General features: G+C 60.6%; 16 protein-coding genes. 10 read left to right on the forward strand and 6 right to left on the reverse strand.

Annotation, left to right across the window (positions count from 1 at the left end):
* Positions 1 to 33 precede the first annotated feature (33 nt).
* Positions 34 to 906, reverse strand: a complete 873-nt coding sequence (locus AC1ECK_RS00480) for a TauD/TfdA dioxygenase family protein (RefSeq protein WP_480315548.1) — start codon at positions 904 to 906, stop codon at positions 34 to 36.
* 413 nt (positions 907 to 1319) lie between these two features.
* Between AC1ECK_RS00480 and AC1ECK_RS00485 the strand changes: the two genes are divergently transcribed.
* The 3 genes from AC1ECK_RS00485 to AC1ECK_RS00495 are packed head-to-tail and all read left to right on the forward strand — an operon-like array spanning position 1320 to position 4280.
* Positions 1320 to 2366, forward strand: coding sequence for an ABC transporter permease (locus tag AC1ECK_RS00485; protein WP_480314816.1), 1047 nt, complete (start codon positions 1320 to 1322; stop codon positions 2364 to 2366).
* Positions 2360 to 3187 carry an ABC transporter ATP-binding protein gene (locus AC1ECK_RS00490; protein ID WP_480314818.1) on the forward strand — a complete coding sequence of 276 codons (828 nt, stop codon included), beginning with the start codon at positions 2360 to 2362 and terminating at the stop codon, positions 3185 to 3187. The genes AC1ECK_RS00485 and AC1ECK_RS00490 overlap by 7 nt, the downstream gene beginning before the upstream one ends.
* A 58-nt stretch (positions 3188 to 3245) precedes the next feature.
* A complete protein-coding gene (locus tag AC1ECK_RS00495; RefSeq protein WP_480314820.1) occupies positions 3246 to 4280 on the forward strand; it encodes an ABC transporter substrate-binding protein in 1035 nt (344 codons plus the stop codon).
* 69 nt (positions 4281 to 4349) lie between these two features.
* On the opposite strand, the gene AC1ECK_RS00500 is transcribed toward AC1ECK_RS00495, so the two are convergent.
* Positions 4350 to 4727, reverse strand: a complete 378-nt coding sequence (locus AC1ECK_RS00500; RefSeq protein ID WP_480314822.1) for a LysR substrate-binding domain-containing protein — start codon at positions 4725 to 4727, stop codon at positions 4350 to 4352.
* A gap of 303 nt (positions 4728 to 5030) precedes the next feature.
* Here AC1ECK_RS00500 and AC1ECK_RS00505 point away from each other — a divergent pair, with 303 nt between their 5' ends.
* The 4 genes from AC1ECK_RS00505 (at position 5031) to AC1ECK_RS00520 (ending at position 9191) form a co-directional block, all read left to right on the forward strand.
* Positions 5031 to 6470 carry an AlkA N-terminal domain-containing protein gene (locus AC1ECK_RS00505; RefSeq protein ID WP_480314824.1) on the forward strand — a complete coding sequence of 480 codons (1440 nt, stop codon included), beginning with the start codon at positions 5031 to 5033 and terminating at the stop codon, positions 6468 to 6470.
* Complete coding sequence (locus AC1ECK_RS00510) at positions 6467 to 6994, forward strand: methylated-DNA--[protein]-cysteine S-methyltransferase (protein WP_480314826.1); 528 nt, start codon at positions 6467 to 6469, stop codon at positions 6992 to 6994. Before AC1ECK_RS00505 ends, AC1ECK_RS00510 begins: the two co-directional genes overlap by 4 nt.
* A 686-nt stretch (positions 6995 to 7680) precedes the next feature.
* Entirely contained in the window at positions 7681 to 8061 is a 381-nt protein-coding gene (locus AC1ECK_RS00515; protein WP_480314828.1) for a TadE family protein, read from the forward strand.
* Between the two features lie 8 nt (positions 8062 to 8069).
* Positions 8070 to 9191, forward strand: a complete 1122-nt coding sequence (locus AC1ECK_RS00520; RefSeq protein ID WP_480314830.1) for a TadG family pilus assembly protein — start codon at positions 8070 to 8072, stop codon at positions 9189 to 9191.
* A gap of 66 nt (positions 9192 to 9257) precedes the next feature.
* Here AC1ECK_RS00520 and AC1ECK_RS00525 read toward each other — a convergent pair whose 3' ends face one another.
* Positions 9258 to 10172, reverse strand: coding sequence for a LysR family transcriptional regulator (locus AC1ECK_RS00525; RefSeq protein WP_480315550.1), 915 nt, complete (start codon positions 10170 to 10172; stop codon positions 9258 to 9260).
* 241 nt (positions 10173 to 10413) lie between these two features.
* Here AC1ECK_RS00525 and AC1ECK_RS00530 point away from each other — a divergent pair, with 241 nt between their 5' ends.
* The gene (locus AC1ECK_RS00530) at positions 10414 to 11280 is read left to right on the forward strand and encodes an NmrA family NAD(P)-binding protein (RefSeq protein ID WP_480314832.1); all 867 of its coding nucleotides are present in this window, start codon (positions 10414 to 10416) and stop codon (positions 11278 to 11280) included.
* Here the strand turns inward: AC1ECK_RS00530 and AC1ECK_RS00535 are convergent.
* The 3 genes from AC1ECK_RS00535 to AC1ECK_RS00545 are packed head-to-tail and all read right to left on the reverse strand — an operon-like array spanning position 11277 to position 12213.
* Positions 11277 to 11690 carry a hypothetical protein gene (locus AC1ECK_RS00535; protein ID WP_480314834.1) on the reverse strand — a complete coding sequence of 138 codons (414 nt, stop codon included), beginning with the start codon at positions 11688 to 11690 and terminating at the stop codon, positions 11277 to 11279. The two genes, AC1ECK_RS00530 and AC1ECK_RS00535, sit on opposite strands and share 4 nt — an antisense overlap.
* 16 nt (positions 11691 to 11706) lie before the next feature.
* The gene (locus AC1ECK_RS00540; protein WP_480314836.1) at positions 11707 to 11901 is read right to left on the reverse strand and encodes a hypothetical protein; all 195 of its coding nucleotides are present in this window, start codon (positions 11899 to 11901) and stop codon (positions 11707 to 11709) included.
* Positions 11902 to 11919: 18 nt separating this feature from the next.
* Positions 11920 to 12213 (reverse strand): hypothetical protein, encoded by a 294-nt coding sequence (locus AC1ECK_RS00545; protein WP_480314837.1) that lies wholly within the window; start codon positions 12211 to 12213, stop codon positions 11920 to 11922.
* Between the two features lie 187 nt (positions 12214 to 12400).
* Between AC1ECK_RS00545 and AC1ECK_RS00550 the strand changes: the two genes are divergently transcribed.
* Together AC1ECK_RS00550 and AC1ECK_RS00555 are read left to right on the forward strand one after the other, a co-directional pair.
* Positions 12401 to 13366 (forward strand): GlxA family transcriptional regulator, encoded by a 966-nt coding sequence (locus AC1ECK_RS00550; protein ID WP_480314839.1) that lies wholly within the window; start codon positions 12401 to 12403, stop codon positions 13364 to 13366.
* 515 nt (positions 13367 to 13881) lie between these two features.
* Positions 13882 to 16647, forward strand: coding sequence for a type VI secretion system Vgr family protein (locus AC1ECK_RS00555; protein WP_480314841.1), 2766 nt, complete (start codon positions 13882 to 13884; stop codon positions 16645 to 16647).
* Positions 16648 to 16665: the final 18 nt, after the last annotated feature.

Consider the following 16665-nt stretch of genomic DNA (forward strand, 5'->3'; position numbering starts at 1 on the left):
TGGTTGCGGCAGCACAGGCTTGCGAATTTGCCCTTAGAACGGCACGTCGCCTTCGATGGTCGTGCGGTAGAGCTTGCGGCGCAGATGGTCTGGCGTGCCGGCCGCAAGATGCATCAGCGAGCGGTTGTCCCAGAACACCATGTCGTGCTCGGCCCAGACATGCCGGTAGAGATGCTCAGGGCGCACACTGTGCGCGAAAATCTCTTCGAGCAGTTGCTTGCTCTCGTCTTCAGGCAGCCCGATCACGCGCGTAGTGAAATGTTCGCTGACGAAGAGCGCCTTACGACCTGTCTCGGGATGGGTGCGCACGATCGGATGCAAGACCGGCTTCACCTGGGCAATCTGCTCGGCGGACAGATTCGGCCGCCACGGACTGCGCTTCTGCAGTTCCGCGTACTTCGCGAGATAGGTGTGCTCCGCGATGCGCCCCTCGACGGCATTGCGCAGATGCGCCGGCAACGTGTCCCACGCGAGATGCATGTTGGCAAACAGCGTATCGCCGCCTTCGGCGGGCAGTTCCTGCGCATGCAGCAACGAGCCCAGGCTCGGCTTTTCCTTATATGACAGATCCGAGTGCCAGAAATGGCCGGCGTCGCCCAGGCCAATCGGTTTGCCGTTCTCGACAATGTTCGATACGACCAGCACCTCTGGATGTCCCGCGAGCTGAAACTGGTGCAGCACGTGAATCTGCAGGGGGCCGAAGCGCCGACTGAAGGCAATCTGCTGTTCGGGCGAGATTCGCTGGTCGCGAAACACCAGCACATGATGGTCAAGATGCGCGCGGTGGATGCGCGAGAAATCCTCCGCGTCAAGCGGACGGCTCAGATCGAGGCCAAGCACTTCGGCGCCCACAGGGCCGTCGAAGGCGCGAATTTCGACGCGTCGCGGCGTCACGACGGCTGACACGCCGGGAACGGCCGGCTGCGTAGATTCGGCGGAAGTGGAAGCAATTGTCACACTAGACTCTTCGTTTGTTCGGAGCAGAGGCGCCGGTCATGGCGCGAAAAGCTCAATCTACTGCTGTGCGTGGCCTCGCGCAACGAAGCAAATCCGATACGTTTATCCGCTGTAGTGATAAACCCGATGCTGCACCGGAGATCGGGGAGAATCAAAAAATGCAAAAGATAAATATTGAATCGATATAAACATATCGAAACTTGATAATTCTCAGGGTCCCGCTTCGTCGCTACGCTTGCATGTAGATGGCCAGCGCGGCCATATGGCTGCATCTGCTGCAACGCCCGTTTCAACGCACCGACGCCTTCCGGCACGCACAACGCCAGCGCGTAATAAAACCGCGTTCTTATGAATGTATCGACATGTCTTCTCAATCGCAAACACTCGAACTCGCCGGGCTTCACGCAGACCGTGAGGTAGGGCAGGGCCACGGCGGCAAGCATATCGTTGCCGTGCTGGCGGCTTTCGCATGGCTCGGCGGCGCGGCGCTTACGCAATGGTGGCCGAGCGCCGACGACTGGCCGTACACGCGCCACTTGTTGATCCTTAAACTCGCGCTTGCGGTGCTGTCGGCGACGCTCGGCGTCGTTGGCTGGCGAGCGGACACGCCGACTCGAACGCGAGCGCAGAAGCCGCACCCGCGGATCGACGCATGGCTTGCGGCAACCCCGTGGCTGCTCGCGCTCGCAGTTGGCGTCACCGGTTGGGAAGTCGTCACTGCGCAGCTCGAATGGTTGCCGCGGCCTTTCTTTGCGCCGCCGCAGGCGTTGATTGCGGTGTACTTCGACGACCTGCCGCGGCTCGCATCGAGCGTTGCGCATTCATTTGGATTGCTCGCCTACGGCTATCTGCTCGGCGCGCTGACTGGCTTCGTGGTCGGCGTGGGCATTGGCTGGTCACGGGCGCTCGGCTACTGGCTGCATCCGGTATTGCGTCTCGTGGGACCGCTGCCCGCGACAGCCTGGTTGCCGCTGGCCTTCTTTTTCTTCCCTTCGAGCTTCAGCGCCAGTGTGTTCCTGATCGCACTTGCAACCGCGTTTCCAGTTGCCGTGCTGACCTGGTCCGGCGTCGCAAGCGTGAATTCCGCGTACTACGATGTGGCCCGCACGCTTGGCGCGCGTCCGTCGTTCCTGATCCTGAAGGTTGCGATTCCCGCCGCGCTTCCGTCGGTGTTCGTCGGTCTCTTCATGGGATTGGGCGCGTCGTTTTCCGTGCTCATCGTTGCCGAAATGATGGGCGTGAAGGCGGGGCTTGGCTGGTATCTGCAGTGGGCGCAGGGGTGGGCCGCCTATTCGAACATGTATGCCGCGCTGTTCGTGATGGCGCTGATGTGCTCCGGTCTCATCACGCTGCTGTTCCGCGTGCGCGACCGCCTGCTCGCCTGGCAAAAAGGATTGCTCAAATGGTAGCCGCATCTCCCATTCAGACTGCACCTGGCCGGCCCGAGGCCGGGCGGGGCGCGCGTATCGACGTGCGCAATGTCAGTCATCGCTTCTCGTTGCGCGGCGAAGCGCTGCCTGTACTCGATGACATCACGCTCACTGTCGAACCAGGCGAATTCGTCGCGCTGCTTGGCGCTAGCGGCTGCGGGAAGTCGACCTTGCTGCGTCTCGTCGCGGGACTCGACAAGCCCACGCGAGGCGCGTTGCAAGCGGACGGCGCCGCCATCACCGGACCGGATCCGTCACGCGTGGTTGTGTTCCAGGATCCGACGCTATTCCCGTGGCGCACCGTGCGCGAGAACGTCGGACTGGGTCCTGAGGCACAACGCAAGGGGCGTGCAGCGTATGGGCAGGCGTCGCAAGGCAGCGTTCGCGAGCGCGTCGATGCAACGCTGCAACTGGTTGGCCTCGCGCAGTTTGCCGACGCTTTTCCACATCAACTGTCGGGCGGGATGGCGCAGCGCGCCGCGCTTGCTCGTGCACTCGTCAACGATCCGCGACTCCTCGTGCTGGACGAGCCATTTGGCAAGCTCGATTCGCTCACGCGCATCCGGATGCAGGGCGAACTGGTGCGGCTGTGGCAGGCGGCGCGGTTTTCGGTGCTGCTCGTGACGCACGACGTCGAAGAGGCGCTGTATGTCGCAACGCGTGTCATCGTGCTGAGCGAGCGGCCGGCGCGCATCGTCGCGGAAGTGCGCAACGATGCGCCCTATCCGCGTCATCGGGACGATCCGAAACTGGTCGCCTTGCGCCGCGAAGTGCTTGCGCAACTCGGACTCGAGGCCTGAACCGGGCTGGCTGAAACAAACCACAGAAACCCACACAACACATCGGGGAATCAACGACATGAACTTTACCGACGACACGATGCCCGCGAACGCCGCGCGGCGCGCATGGCTGCGCAAGACCGCCTGGGCCGCGGGCGCGGCGGCGCTCAGCGGCGCGTCTTTCGGCTTGCCCTGTGTGCGCGCCGTTGCCGACGACGGCCTCAAGCCGCTCAAGCTTTCGTGGAACGCCGGCGCGATCTGTACGGCTCCCGTGCCCGTCGCGCTCAAGCAGGGCATCTTCCAGAAGCACGGCCTGCGGGTGGAGCTGGTCAACTTTGCAGGCTCGACGGATCAGTTGCTCGAAGCGATCGCGACGGGCAAGTCGGACGCGGGCGTCGGTATGGCGCTGCGCTGGATCAAGCCGTTGGAGCAGGGCTTCGACGTGAAGTTGACGGCCGGCATCCACGGCGGTTGCATGCGGCTGCTCGCGACAAAGGCGTCGGGGATTGTCGACCTGCCGGGCTTGAAGGGGCACACGGTGGGCGTCAGCGATATGGCCAGTCCGGCGAAAAACTTCTTCGCCATTACGTTGAAGAAGCTCGGCGTCGATCCTGACAACGACGTGCATTGGCGCCAGTATCCAGCGACGCTGCTCGGCGAAGCCTTGAAGAAGGGGGAAGTGCAGGCGATTGCCGATGGCGACCCGACGATCTGGACGTTGCGCGAGTCCGACCATTTGCAGGAAGTGTCGAACAACCTCTGCGGCGAATACGCGAACCGCGTGTGCTGCGTGCTGGGCGTACGCGGCTCGTTGATCCGCAAGGACCGGGCAACCGCGCAGGCGTTAACCGAGGCGCTGCTCGAAGCCACCGAGTGGACTGCGAATCATCCCGACGAAGCGGCCGCGATTTTTTCGCCGAACGCGCCGAACGCCGATGTCGGACAGTTGGCCGCAATGCTCAGGAGTCACACCGATCATCATCACCCGACCGGGGACGCTTTCAAGAAAGAGATCGCCTTGTATGCCGACGATCTGAAGTCGGTTGGCGTCATCAACGCCGGCACAGACTCGGGGAGCTTCGCAACGCGGGTGTTCTCGAACGTGTTGGTCTGAGCTGGACTCTTTTCTGTTTGACATGCGCTGGACGCGCCGCGTTGCGTCGCGATGGCCGCCCGGCGCGACTCATCCCATGCTTCGAGTGAACCTTTCGGCTAGCCGCTCCCGCTCGAAGGCCTCAACGACGAAATCGACAAACACCCGTGTTTTCGCCGGCAGCAGCGCCCGCGTTGCGTAGTAGAGCGAAATCGTCCCGGCGTCCCCGTACCAGCTCGGTAGCAATCGCACGAGTTCGCCCCGTTCGATCGACGACAGCACGTCCGACACGGCCAGCAGCGCAACACCCAGGCCGAGAAGCGCAGCCTCGCGCATCGCTGCCGGGTCGTCGACCGTGATGGTCTCGCTGAGCCGCGCAAGCATCTCGCCGCTCGCCGTGTTGCGCATCGTCCGGTGGCGCACGCGGCCGGTGGCGCACGCGGCCGGTGCGGCTCGCTTGCTGTCCATCGCCGGCGGGCAGACCTCGGCCAGGAAAGGTCATTCCTCGCGGTCGACATTTGGACATTCATGCGACTGCTTCACTCTGCGGATTCAACCGGGCGGTGCATGCCGTGTACATGGGGCAGGGACCGGCCAGGAGGGGGCGTTCGCCGAGATAGCCAGATTTGTCGACAATTCGGAAAACGTGATCGGTACCGTGGTCGATCGACCTGATGACCGGCTCTTCCGTTGTTGCCCCCGGATTTCGGCACGAATACTTATGTCCGAATCTGGCCAGAGTGCACGCCGCGTTTGCTTTAAAGTCTGGGCATGCGCCTCGATCCAGACACCTGCTACCAAACGATGCTCTCAAGGGACCGCCGTTTTGACGGCTGGTTTTTCGTCGGCGTTTCGTCTACTGGGATCTACTGCCGTCCGGTCTGCCCTGTCCGCACGCCAAAGCGCCAGAACTGCCATTTTTTCGTTAACGCCGCTGCGGCTGAAAGAGCCGGATTCCGCCCTTGCTTGCGGTGCCGTCCTGAACTAGCCCCTGGAAATGGCCTGCTGGATGTTTCGAGCCGACTCGCTCAGGCCGCTGCGGTGCTCGTTGAAGAGGGCTTCCTGAATTCGGGTAGCGTCACCGATCTGGCTGCTCGCGTCGGCGTGACAGACCGGCATCTACGGCGGATTTTCGAAGCCGAGTTCGGTGTATCCCTGATCGAGTTTGCCCAAACACAAAGACTGCTGATGGCCAAACGGCTGTTGACAGATACACGCTTGCCCGTCAACACGATCGCCCTGGCATCCGGTTTCGGGAGCGTCAGGCGTTTCAATGATCTCTTTCTGAAGCGATACGGACTGAATCCGCTTCGGTTTCGCAAGACAACCGAAGCGCCTCCTGCAGAAAGCATGACCTTTGCACTCGGCTATCGACCACCGTTTTGCTGGTCCGGAATTCTCAGCTTTCTCGCCCGTCGGCACATCAAAACCGTCGAGCATATTGGCGACGGCACCTATTCGCGCACGATCGCATTAAAAGAAGGCGGGCGCGACATCTTCGGCTGGATCAGCGTACGGCACGCCCCCCAGCGATACGCGCTTGAAGTGACACTCCCGATGGCTCTCGCGCCGGTTGTCGGGCAGGTTCTCGTGCGTGTCAGGCGGCTATTTGATCTGGCCGCACGCCCCGACCTGATCGACGCACATCTGGGCGATCTGGCCGCCGTATCGCCTGGCAAACGCGTACCTGGTGCCCTCGACGGCTTCGAGATCGCCGTGCGCGCCATAGTCGGCCAGCAGATATCGTTGTCCGATGCGCGACCGATCCTGTCGCGCATTGCAGAGCACTTTGGAACGCAGACGACAGCCCCGTTGGAATTGACCACGGTATTTCCTTGCGCATTCGCCTTTGCTCGCTTGCCAGTCTCTGCGCTCGAGAATATCGGCGTCACGCGACTCCGCGCCGAAGCCATCATTACTGTCGCAAAAGAGGTGTCGTCGGGACGGATGACTCTCGAACCGGCTGCACCTTTGGAAACAACGCTTTCCACATTGCGCGGCATTAAAGGGATCGGGGAGTGGGCTGTTCAGTACATCGCCATGCGCTCGCTGGGTTGGCCCAATGCCTTTCCTGAGGACGACCCGCTGCTGCGTAAGCTGCGCGGTGGCGCTAGTCCATTCGAACTCGACCAGCTTGCCGAACAATGGCAACCGTGGCGCGCTTACGCGGCCGTCCGCATTTGGGACCAACTCGACGAGCAATATCAATGACACCAGGTTATCTGACTCCGAGTCCGTTGGGCGATATGGTTTTGCGCGTAGAGGATGATTTCTTGACTGGGCTGTTTTTCACCGGACAGAAATACTTTCCGTCAATTCCGGTTACGCGAATCCAGAGCAAAGCCCCCTCACTCGTCCTCCATGCCCAGCAACAAATCGAGGAGTTCTTCGCGGGCGAAAGAAGAGTGTTCACTGTTCCGATCGCTTTGCGTGGCACGGCGTTTCAGCAGCGGGTCTGGACAGCGCTTGCTGCCATTCCCTACGGAAGCGTGGTCTCGTATAGCGATGTGGCAGCGCACGTTGGTTTGAGCACCGCCTACGCACGCGCGATCGGCAGTGCGGTCGGTCGTAATCCGGTTTCGGTGATCGTTCCGTGCCACCGGGTCGTCTCGACATCAGGCGAACTCACAGGCTACGCCGGAGGTGTTGATCGTAAAGCGGCGCTTCTCGACCTCGAAGACCAGGGGAATCTGCGTGCACCTTCTCATCTTCAGAACCAGTCCACATCGCCATGAACGCCATCGAGCTTGCCTGCTGGCATGGTCGATTCTTTATGCCAGCGGGGGGCTCGACTCCGATCTGAAAGAGGTGCTCCAGCAATCCCGTCTCAGAATAGAAACACCTCGGACGGCAAGGGCGCGATCCAAAGAGTTTTGCTGCGGGGTAACCCTATACCCGAGAGACTTCCGCCCCTTGGGTGCCGTGTAAGCAGCGCCACGCGGCAGACTCCATCTCTCCGCTGCGATTGGCGCTCGCTGCCGCACAACTTGCATGCCTTAAACGATGCCTGTGCTGCGATCGGAGAACCGGGTTGAGCACAAGCGGACAGGTACGCAATAGCATCCAAAGCCACTCGCCCCGACTTCGCTGCTCACCTTGCGCTTACCGATTCGTCGCAGAACTGAGACACTTTGAACAGCACAGGATCCGATCGCGAGAATCCTGTTGCGACAACTGAGGATACATGTTGCTCCAGAGGGAATGGCACGCTTTCTGCTCACCCTTCCGGCATGCCCGTCGATGAATGCGCAGCAAAAACTAAATAACTCGCGCGGATCTTGGTCGGGCCGCGCGAAGGTGAGCGCGTTGCGAATTTATATAGACAAATCGCACCGGGGAAAACATGAAAACCAAAATGAAAGCAGGCAGTCACAAAACGTCTGTCATTAAGAAAAAAGGATGCCGAAGGAAACTAAAAGGCATGGCGGCAGTGGAATTTGCCATTGTGCTGCCTGTCTTGCTCACGGCAGTTTTCGGGATCGTCCAGTTCGGTATCGTCCTCTACGACAAAGCGGTGATCACCAACGCGAGCCGGGAAGGGGCACGAGCCGGAATTGTGCTGAAGAGCCCGAAGCCCACTGCAACGGATATTCAGACCGTCGTGACGAACTACACGTCGACTTACCTGCTCACGTTCGGCAAGCAGAATACGCCGGTGGTCACCACCACGGGCGCAGGCGGTACCTTCGGCCAACCGCTTTCAGTGTCGGTCTCCTATCAGTACGCGGGATTGGGCAAGATGATTCCCGCCATGACGGGTTCAGTCACGCTGTCTGCCACGACCGTGATGAACAACGAATAGGGGGCATCATGCGCACGGGGAACAGAAAGAAACAGCACGGGGCGGTTGCCATCACGACGGCGCTAATGTTGATCGTCCTGCTGGGGATCGCAGCGCTCGCCATTGACATCGGCAATCTGTTGGTCGCACGCAATGAGCTTCAGAACGCAGCAGATGCGGCAGCGATGGCGGGCGCGGGGTGCCTGAAGCCGCGCACCGAGTGCAACAACACCGCCGCCACCCAGCCGGACTGGACGACAGCCGAAGCGACGGCCACAGCGTTTTCGACCTCCACTACGACCAATCGGGTCCAGGGTGCCTACGTGAAAGCCGGTACGGTAGCAGCCGGCTACTGGAATGTCACGGGGACGCCCTACGGCCTGGAAGCACTGCCGTTCACACCGGGAGCGAACGATCTGCCTGCGATTCAGGTGACCATCCGCAAAGACGGGTCGAACGCGAACGGGGCGGTGCCGGTGTTTCTGAGCGGGGTGTTTGGCGCCAGTATCCTGAAAGCCAGTGCAGTAGCGACAGCAGTGCTTTCCACGCCGGGCAATGTGGGTCCAGGCGGGTTGTTTCCGTTGGCGATGTCCCAGTGCTTATATAACAACTATTGGAATTCGTCGACCAATGCGCCGAAGAACGCCCCCAACAGCGGCGTGGTATCCGGCTTCGCGTGGCCGAACCAGGTTGCTGGACAGCCGTACATCTTCCAGATCGGCTCGGCTTACCATTACGGTAGCTGTAGTTCTGGGCAGTGGACGACGTTCAATGTCAATGACAACAGTGCCAGCTATGCCAAGGGCTTGTTGACGAGTGGCAACAGCACCACCTTCTCCATCGGGGCTTCACCGGGCACGTGGATCCAGACCGGCACGGAGGACACGCTCTTTAAAAGCACGGCTGCCTGTAGTTCGGCGGGCAATGGGCAATGCGCGTGGGTGACCGCGCCGATCGTGAGCGACCCGACGACCAGTGGGTTTCAGACCGTCATCGCGTTCGCTTGCCTGCACATTCTGGATGCGAAGAACGGTTCTCAGCCGTACGTTCTCGTGCAGATGTCAAATGACATGAGCCATTGCGAGACACCGAACTCGGGCGGAGTTGGAACGAATTACGGCGCTTACACCCCACCAAGGTTGGTGCAGTAGAGGTGAACAGGGCGCGCAAGAAAGGCGTTCCATCTGCAATAACTCTACCTGGCTCGCGTCGACGCGCTAGTTTTCGCTCGTCAGCTGGACAACGAAATCAAGAAAAGCTCTCGTCTTTGCCGGCAGTTGATGCCGCGATGGATAGTAGGCGTACAAGGGATACCGCTCGTCCGCCCAATCGGGAAAGAGATTGATCAAGTGGCCGTCAGCAATCAGATGCTCGGCACCGAGGAGAAGCATCTGCGCAATCCCGGAACCGGCGAGACATGCATTGAGAAGCGCGCCAGGATCGTTGACTGTGAGGCGCCCCCGGGTGTCGATCACAATGCGTTTGCGCTTGCGATGAAATTCCCAGGTGAACGGCTTGCCCGTATCCGGGTTACGAAATTCAAGGCATCTGTGGTTTCGGCTTGCGATGTCTTCCGGTTTTGCCGGGCGCCCCCAGCGAGCGACGTACGCCGGCGCAGCGACCGTAACAATGCCGCTATCGAGCAGCTTTCGCGCGATCAAAGTGGATGCTTTGGGCTCGCCGAATCTCAGGGCGAGGTCGAAGCCGTCCATGACGAGATCGCCAAGACTGTCTCGCGCGATGAACTCGATTTCAAGGTCGGGGTGCGCGTCCATGAACCGGTCAAGCTGCTGCCCGAGAATTGTCCGGTAGAAGACCGGATCCAGATTGATTCTCAGCTTTCCACGCACAGCCGACGCGCCACCTGCCGCGGCAGCGGCTGCTTCCTCCAACCCGGCGAGGTGGGGCATCACCTGCTCGTAGAAGCGGCGTCCTTCTTCTGTCAGGGACACGGAGCGCGTCGTTCGGTTGAAGAGCCGGATCTTCAGCCTCTTTTCGAGCCTTGCGATGGCCCGACTGACGCCCGGCGGCGACATGCCCATCACTTCCGAAGCGGCTGCAAACGTCCCTGCATCGACTACGGCGGCAAACACGCTAATGCCGCCGGACAGCTTTTCGCTACTGGATCTCATGATGGCGCAGGTTAATCCGGGTGATTGACCGCAAGCGATCAATTGCAGGCCAACACAGCAACGCCGGATCGGACGGCAACGCTGGATGCCGATCCCAATCATGCCTCATTGGTGACTTACTGTCACTTATCTAGTGCCACCCATGTCATTTTGTTTCGACTGGCGTTTCCCCAGAATGCACCTCACCGAGACACTTCGCCTCGCCGCATCACCCTACATATCCACGCATGGAGAACGAGCAATGTACGCAATCACAGGAATTACCGGTAAGGTCGGCGGCGCACTGGCCCGCGAGCTTTTAGCGTCTGGTCAGCCGGTACGTGCAATCGTGCGCGACGCCGCGCGGGCAAGCTCGTGGGCGGAGCGCGGCTGCGAACTTGCAACGGCCCGCATGGAAGACGCTTCGTCGCTCGCCGCCGCGTTCGAAGACGCGACGGGCGTTTTCATCCTGCCTCCTTCGGAGTTCGATCCGGCGCCGGGGTTTCCCGAAGCGCGCGCCGTGATCGACGCCGTGTCGACGGCGATTCTGAAGGCGCGGCCTGAAAAAGTGGTTTGCTTGTCCACGATCGGCGCACAGGCTGGCGAGAGCAATCTGCTCACTCAACGCACGCTGATGGAGCAGGCACTGCGCGAGATGCCGATGCCGGTGACGTTCCTGCGGCCCGGCTGGTTCATGGAAAACGCCGCATGGGATGTCACGTCCGCACGTGAAGACGGCGTCATCGCCAGTTACCTGCAGCCGCTCGACACGCCCGTGCCGATGGTCGCCACCGCCGACGTAGGCCGCGTTGCGGCCGAACTGCTCCGGCAAACATGGAGCGGCGTGCGCATCGTCGAGCTCGAAGGCCCGCGTCGAGTGAGCCCCAACGACCTCGCGTCGGCTTTTGCGCGCGTGCTCGATCGCCCGGTGCGCGCGGAGGTTGTCGACAGGCAGAGCTGGGAAGCGCTGTTCCGTTCGCAGGGCATGAAGCATCCGCTGCCACGGATGCGGATGCTGGATGGATTCAACGAAGGCTGGATCGATTTCGAAACTCATCCCGATGCGGTCGTCCGCGGTCAGGTCGAACTGGAGACGGTTCTGAGCGAGCTTGTGTTGCGTTCGGCCTAACTGGAACCTGGTGTCATTCCCTGCAACTGACGAAGCGGCTCAAGTGGAGCAAGAGGAAGTAACTCGAAGTTCATGAGATGAGCTTGGCCCAAGGGTAGTTTTTCGAGCATCTCACGGGCGGCTGCGGGATCCGTAACGTTCAATATGAACGCCACACCGACACGTCCCTGAAGCGAATACCATTGATCGATCTTGCCGTCCAGGTAGAGCTTTACGGTCTCCTGAACCTCCTTTGGGAGGATCGCGTGCACGGCTCCGAGATCGACACCGGGATTGACGGTGCCGATGGCAAGGATGCGTGTAGTAGGCGTCGGCGAACCGGCGGACTGCGCGTGTCCTGTGCCTATACCGGTCAAGCCGATGAACAATGCAACGAGGCCGGAGGCGAAGGTGATTTTCGTCTTGGTCATTTCTAGCGATCCTTTCTCATGAGATTCTCCGTTCTACGGCGTCGAGCGTGCGCAACGAATAGACGAGAGAAGCCCCGGCATTGACCGAAATCGCAACGCCAGGCGCTTCGGCGATTTTGCGCAGCGTCAGCTTGGGAAGCATGCGCTCGACAAATTCGGAGACGCTGCCGCTTGCTTCGCTGGCGCCGTCGATGAAGACAGGAATACTCATTGACGGCGCCGCCTGCACTTACTTGCCCTGGATCAGCAGACGCAGCGGGGCGAGCGGGCCGACGTGCATGAACTCGTACTGCGCGTACCCGTCAGACGTCAGCGGCAGGGCGCCCACCGCCGCCTTGGCCTCTTCGATCGACTCGACGTTCATGAGGAAGATCACGCCGGGCTTATCCTGGCGGAACCACCACTGCTCGATCTTGCCGTCGAGATAGAGCTTGAGCGTAGCGGGCACTTCGTTCGGCATGATCTGCATCTTCTGTTCGTCGGAAAGCGGCTTAACAATCGTTGCAACGGCTAAAACTTTCATGAGTGAACTCCTTTTGCGTGTTCGTGACGGATTGGAGCGCTAAGTATCGACTCTGCGCCACAAAAATCGAACAGTCGTAAACGACAACTTTGCTGTCATTTGCGTCACCGGCTCGATGAAAAAAGTGTAGCCTTTCGATCCTAAGAACGGTACAGTCGCAAACGACAACTTTAGGGTCGTTTACGTCATGAGAATTTTTGTTCTCGCCCTCGATGGTGTTTTCGATACAGGGCTGACCGTGCTGCTTGACGCGCTAGGGCTCGCAAACAAATTTGCGGCCCAACAGATGGGGGGCGCGCTCTCTTTCGAGGTGTCGATCGTCGGCGTGAGAAAGAAGGTCAAGTCCGGTCAAGGACTGGCAATACCCGTGCAGGCGATAGCGCCGGATTCGAAGCCGGACTGGGTGGTCATTCCGGCGCTCAATACCGGAAGTCCGGAGACGTTGATCCCGGCCCTTGGGCGGCGGGATGTGAGTCAGGCGCTGGAGCAGCTACGGAAATGGCATGCCGAAGGCGCGCATATTGCGGCATCCTGTATCGGGACATTCCTGCTGGCGGAAGCCGGGCTTCTCGATCAGGGGGAAGCCACGACAACCTGGTGGCTCGCTCCGCTGTTTCGGCAGCGGTACCCCAATATTCTGCTCGACGAGACCCGGATGCTCGTGCCGTCGGGCAGAATCGTTACCGCCGGGGCCGCCATGGGCCATCTCGATCTCGCCCTCTGGCTAGTGCGCAAGGCCAGCCCGGAGCTGGCAGCCGTCGTCTCGCGCTACCTGCTCGCCGACTTCCGTTCCTCGCAAGCGCCTTACATCATCCCCAACCATTTGGCGCAGGCAGATCCTGTCATTCAGCGCTTCGAGCGGTGGGCGCGAGACCACCTCAAGGAAGGTTTCTCGCTAGACGATGCAGCCGGTGCGATGGCTATGAGCCCTCGGACACTGCAACGGCGTTGCCAGGCTGTGCTCGGGAAATCGCCGCTTTCCTACTTCCAGGACCTGCGGGTTGAACGGGCGAGATATCTTGTCTTGGGCAGCGACCTCGACCTTGATGCCATCGCGGCCGAGGTCGGCTACGTCGACGGCGCGACGCTGGGGACGCTTTTGCGCCAACGCCTGGGACGGGGAGTACGGGAGCTTCGCGCTGATCTCCGCTAACGCGGGCCGTCTCGTGGAAAAGATGTGAAGTCCTGAACGACTTATCGGCATCTAAACTGAACGGCCGCTATGCACGCGAAACAGCCGTGGCCGGCGGCCTTGTCTGAATGTCGCCAATGGGTCGAGGCCGCGTAAAAACGCCGAGCTCGGTCTGCTAGTGAAGTGCCGGCGGGCGCGCATTGCCTGGCGCCAGATTGCGCAAGACTGATCCGATTTTGCCGCGTCGAAGATAGCGATATAGATAAAGCCGGCTCGATCGATCGTCAGACCGCCCAGCGGCTGCTAACGCTCGTATGGCGTGCTCTTTCGCAGCCGGGTTGATATTTCCGGAAAATTCAGACTAACCGGTAAAACAGGAAGTATTTGCCGAAATGCAAAACGCATTAATTCGTTATGTTTAAAATTTATGTCGGCTTGACGTTTTGAATTAGATATTAATTTGCTTTCGCCGCAAGATGTTTTGTAAAATCGCCGCGATAGCACCGGGCGCATATTAAACGTGAACGCGGGGCGGCATGGGAGCGCAGGATCTAATCAGCACGATTACAGGCGGCGTGTCGCAAACTGGCCGGTTGCTGAAACTGGACAGCCCGTTGGGCACAAACGTCCTGCTGCCGCAGCGAATGGTGGGGCACTCCCGCCTCGGCCGTCACTATGAGTTCACGCTCGACGCGGTTTCCACCAGCGGCGATATCGAACTCAAGACGCTGATTGCCCAGCCGGTGACGCTGTGGATCCAGCAGACCGACGAGTCGTATGCTCCCCATCACGGTTACGTCCACACCGCCCGCCGCCTCGGCTCCGATAGTGCATTGACGACCTACCAGCTCGGCTTCGCCTCCTGGATGCATTTCCTGCAGTTCAGGAAAGACGCCCGGATCTGGCAGGACAAGTCAGCGGACGACATCCTCACCGATGTCTTCAACATGCACCCGCAGGCGCAGGGCGCATTCCGTTTTGCCTTGCGCAACACGTTGCCGCAGCGCTCGTTTTGTGTGCAGTACGAAGACGATTGGAATTTCTGCCACCGGCTGATGGAAACCGAAGGACTGTACGGATATTTCGAGCAGGGTGCGGACGGCAGGTCGCACACGCTCGTGGTGACCGATAACCTCGATGGGCTTCAGGCGCTCTCACCGCAGACGGTGACTTTCTACCGGGCCGGCACGAACAGCGAAACCGACGCGCTGGTGCAGTGGAGCGGCACACGTACGCTGCAGAGCACGACGCTGACAACTCGCACGTTCGACTACAAGTCTCCGTCGACCCCATCCAACCCGAAGGGCACCAGCGTGCCGACCTTGACGACGCAAGGCAAGCTGCCGGTGCAGACCGAGGTGTACGAGTACACCGGCGCCTACACCTACGGCGACCAGGCGCGCGGCGATCACCTTTCGAAGATCCGGATGGAAGAGTGGGAGTCGCGCGCCAAGCGTTTTCACGGAATCGGCGCGGTGCGCGGTATCGACATAGGCCGCTGGTTCGAGCTCGACGATCACCCGGACCATAGCAGCGGCAACGAGGCGGAACGGCAGTTTGCGGTGGTCAGTGTGAAGTGGACGATCGAGAACAACCTGCCCGCTTCGAGCGGCACGACCGATTTCCCGCATAGCCTGAACGGCGTATTGGCTGCCGCGCGCGCCCAGTACGGTTCGAGCGGTTCGCTGACGATCAAGGGCAGCGACGGCAGCGAAGGCTTCTTCATGGTGACGCTGGAAGCGCAGCGCAAGTCGGTGCCGTTCCGCAGTTCGTTCGAGCATCACAAACCGAAAATGCATCTGCAGACAGGGACCGTGGTGGGGCCCGCCGATGAAGAGGTCTACACGGATTCGCTGAACCGCATCAAGGTACAGATGCACTGGGACCGTCTCAATCCCGGGGACCAGAATGCTTCATGCTGGATGCGCGTGGCCCAGTCGCAGGCCGGAGGTAGCTACGGCGGGGTGCATGTGCCGCGTATCGGCGAGGAAGTGATCGTTTCGTTCCTCGACGGGGACTGCGACAAGCCAATAGTCACAGGCCGGGTTTACAACGGCTCGGCCACGCCAGACTGGAATTCGAACGGCATCCTCTCGGGGTACAAGTCGAAAGAATACCAGGGTAGCGGCTACAACCAGATGGTGATGGACGATGCGACCGGGCAGAACCGCGTGCAGCTCTTCAGCACGAGCGCGAATTCGCAGTTGCATCTGGGGTATCTCATCAACCAGACGGGTAACTCGCGCGGCGAGTATCTGGGGAGCGGGTTTGACCTGAAGTCAGATGCCTACGGTGCACTCAGGGCCGGGCAAGGTCTTTACATCTCGACGTATCCGACGACCGGCGCGGCCAGCCAGCCGCTCGACGCACGTAATGCGGGAAGCCGACTGGTGAACTCGGAGAGTGTGATCGAAGCGCTGTCGCAGGCAAGCGAGATGCATCAGGCAGAAAGCCTCAAGGACGGGCAGGACGCTCTCAAGTCATTCACGGACGCGACGCAGAACAGCGTCACGGGCGCCTCAGGCAGTGGCGGCAATACCGCAGGCGGCGGGACCGGCAACGCAAATGCGTTCAAGGAACCGATCATGCTGTTTGCGACGCCTTCGGGGCTTGCGATGTCGACGCAAAAGTCCGCCCACGTCTCGGCCGACCAGCACATCAACCTGGTCAGCGGCCAGAGCACGAACATCGCGACCGGAAAATCCCTCATCGCCAGCGTAACCGCGAGGATCAGCCTGTTCGTCCAGAACGCGGGAATGAAACTGTTCGCCGCGAAGGGCAAAGTCGAGATCCAGGCGCGGTCCGACAGCGTCGAGGTTACGTCGCAAAAGACACTCAAGCTTCTCTCGGCGACGGAGAACGTTGAGTTCGCTGCGCAACAGGACATCCTGCTGACCTCGGGCGGTGCGTATATCCGCTTGTCAGGCGGCAACATCGAGATTCACGCGCCGGGAAAGATCGATGTGAAGGGGAGCCAGCATAACTTTTCTGGTCCCACCAGTCAGCCGTATACACTGCCGACATTCAAGCCGCCTTACCAGGCGCAATACGTATTGCAAAACGAAGCGGACGGCTCCCGTCTGGTGCATCACGCCTACCAGTTGAAGACAGCATCGGGCCGTACTCTGCCTGGTTATACCAACGATCAGGGCGAAACCGTGCCGGTGTATACGCCGAACGCACAGGACGTGCATCTGCAGGCGCTCAAGCCGGACCCGGCCCCGGTGCAGCCGTGGAAATTCGCGGGCGGCGGGCAACCGGACATCCGGGCCGATTATCTGGACGACGCAGACAGCGCCTGAACAGGGCAGGGGATTGAT

The organism is Paraburkholderia sp. SSBN10T, assembly GCF_056619545.1.

Excerpts from the sequence above, each read along its gene's own strand:
- AC1ECK_RS00485 (WP_480314816.1), top strand. The coding sequence starts at position 1,320 with ATGTCTTCTCAATCGCAAACACTCGAACTCGCCGGGCTTCACGCAGAC.
- AC1ECK_RS00490 (WP_480314818.1), top strand. The coding sequence starts at position 2,360 with ATGGTAGCCGCATCTCCCATTCAGACTGCACCTGGCCGGCCCGAGGCC.
- AC1ECK_RS00495 (WP_480314820.1), top strand. The coding sequence starts at position 3,246 with ATGAACTTTACCGACGACACGATGCCCGCGAACGCCGCGCGGCGCGCA.
- AC1ECK_RS00500 (WP_480314822.1), bottom strand. The coding sequence starts at position 4,727 with ATGGACAGCAAGCGAGCCGCACCGGCCGCGTGCGCCACCGGCCGCGTG.
- AC1ECK_RS00505 (WP_480314824.1), top strand. The coding sequence starts at position 5,031 with ATGCGCCTCGATCCAGACACCTGCTACCAAACGATGCTCTCAAGGGAC.
- AC1ECK_RS00510 (WP_480314826.1), top strand. The coding sequence starts at position 6,467 with ATGACACCAGGTTATCTGACTCCGAGTCCGTTGGGCGATATGGTTTTG.
- AC1ECK_RS00515 (WP_480314828.1), top strand. The coding sequence starts at position 7,681 with ATGGCGGCAGTGGAATTTGCCATTGTGCTGCCTGTCTTGCTCACGGCA.
- AC1ECK_RS00520 (WP_480314830.1), top strand. The coding sequence starts at position 8,070 with ATGCGCACGGGGAACAGAAAGAAACAGCACGGGGCGGTTGCCATCACG.
- AC1ECK_RS00525 (WP_480315550.1), bottom strand. The coding sequence starts at position 10,172 with ATGAGATCCAGTAGCGAAAAGCTGTCCGGCGGCATTAGCGTGTTTGCC.
- AC1ECK_RS00530 (WP_480314832.1), top strand. The coding sequence starts at position 10,414 with ATGTACGCAATCACAGGAATTACCGGTAAGGTCGGCGGCGCACTGGCC.
- AC1ECK_RS00535 (WP_480314834.1), bottom strand. The coding sequence starts at position 11,690 with ATGACCAAGACGAAAATCACCTTCGCCTCCGGCCTCGTTGCATTGTTC.
- AC1ECK_RS00540 (WP_480314836.1), bottom strand. The coding sequence starts at position 11,901 with ATGAGTATTCCTGTCTTCATCGACGGCGCCAGCGAAGCAAGCGGCAGC.
- AC1ECK_RS00545 (WP_480314837.1), bottom strand. The coding sequence starts at position 12,213 with ATGAAAGTTTTAGCCGTTGCAACGATTGTTAAGCCGCTTTCCGACGAA.
- AC1ECK_RS00550 (WP_480314839.1), top strand. The coding sequence starts at position 12,401 with ATGAGAATTTTTGTTCTCGCCCTCGATGGTGTTTTCGATACAGGGCTG.
- AC1ECK_RS00555 (WP_480314841.1), top strand. The coding sequence starts at position 13,882 with ATGGGAGCGCAGGATCTAATCAGCACGATTACAGGCGGCGTGTCGCAA.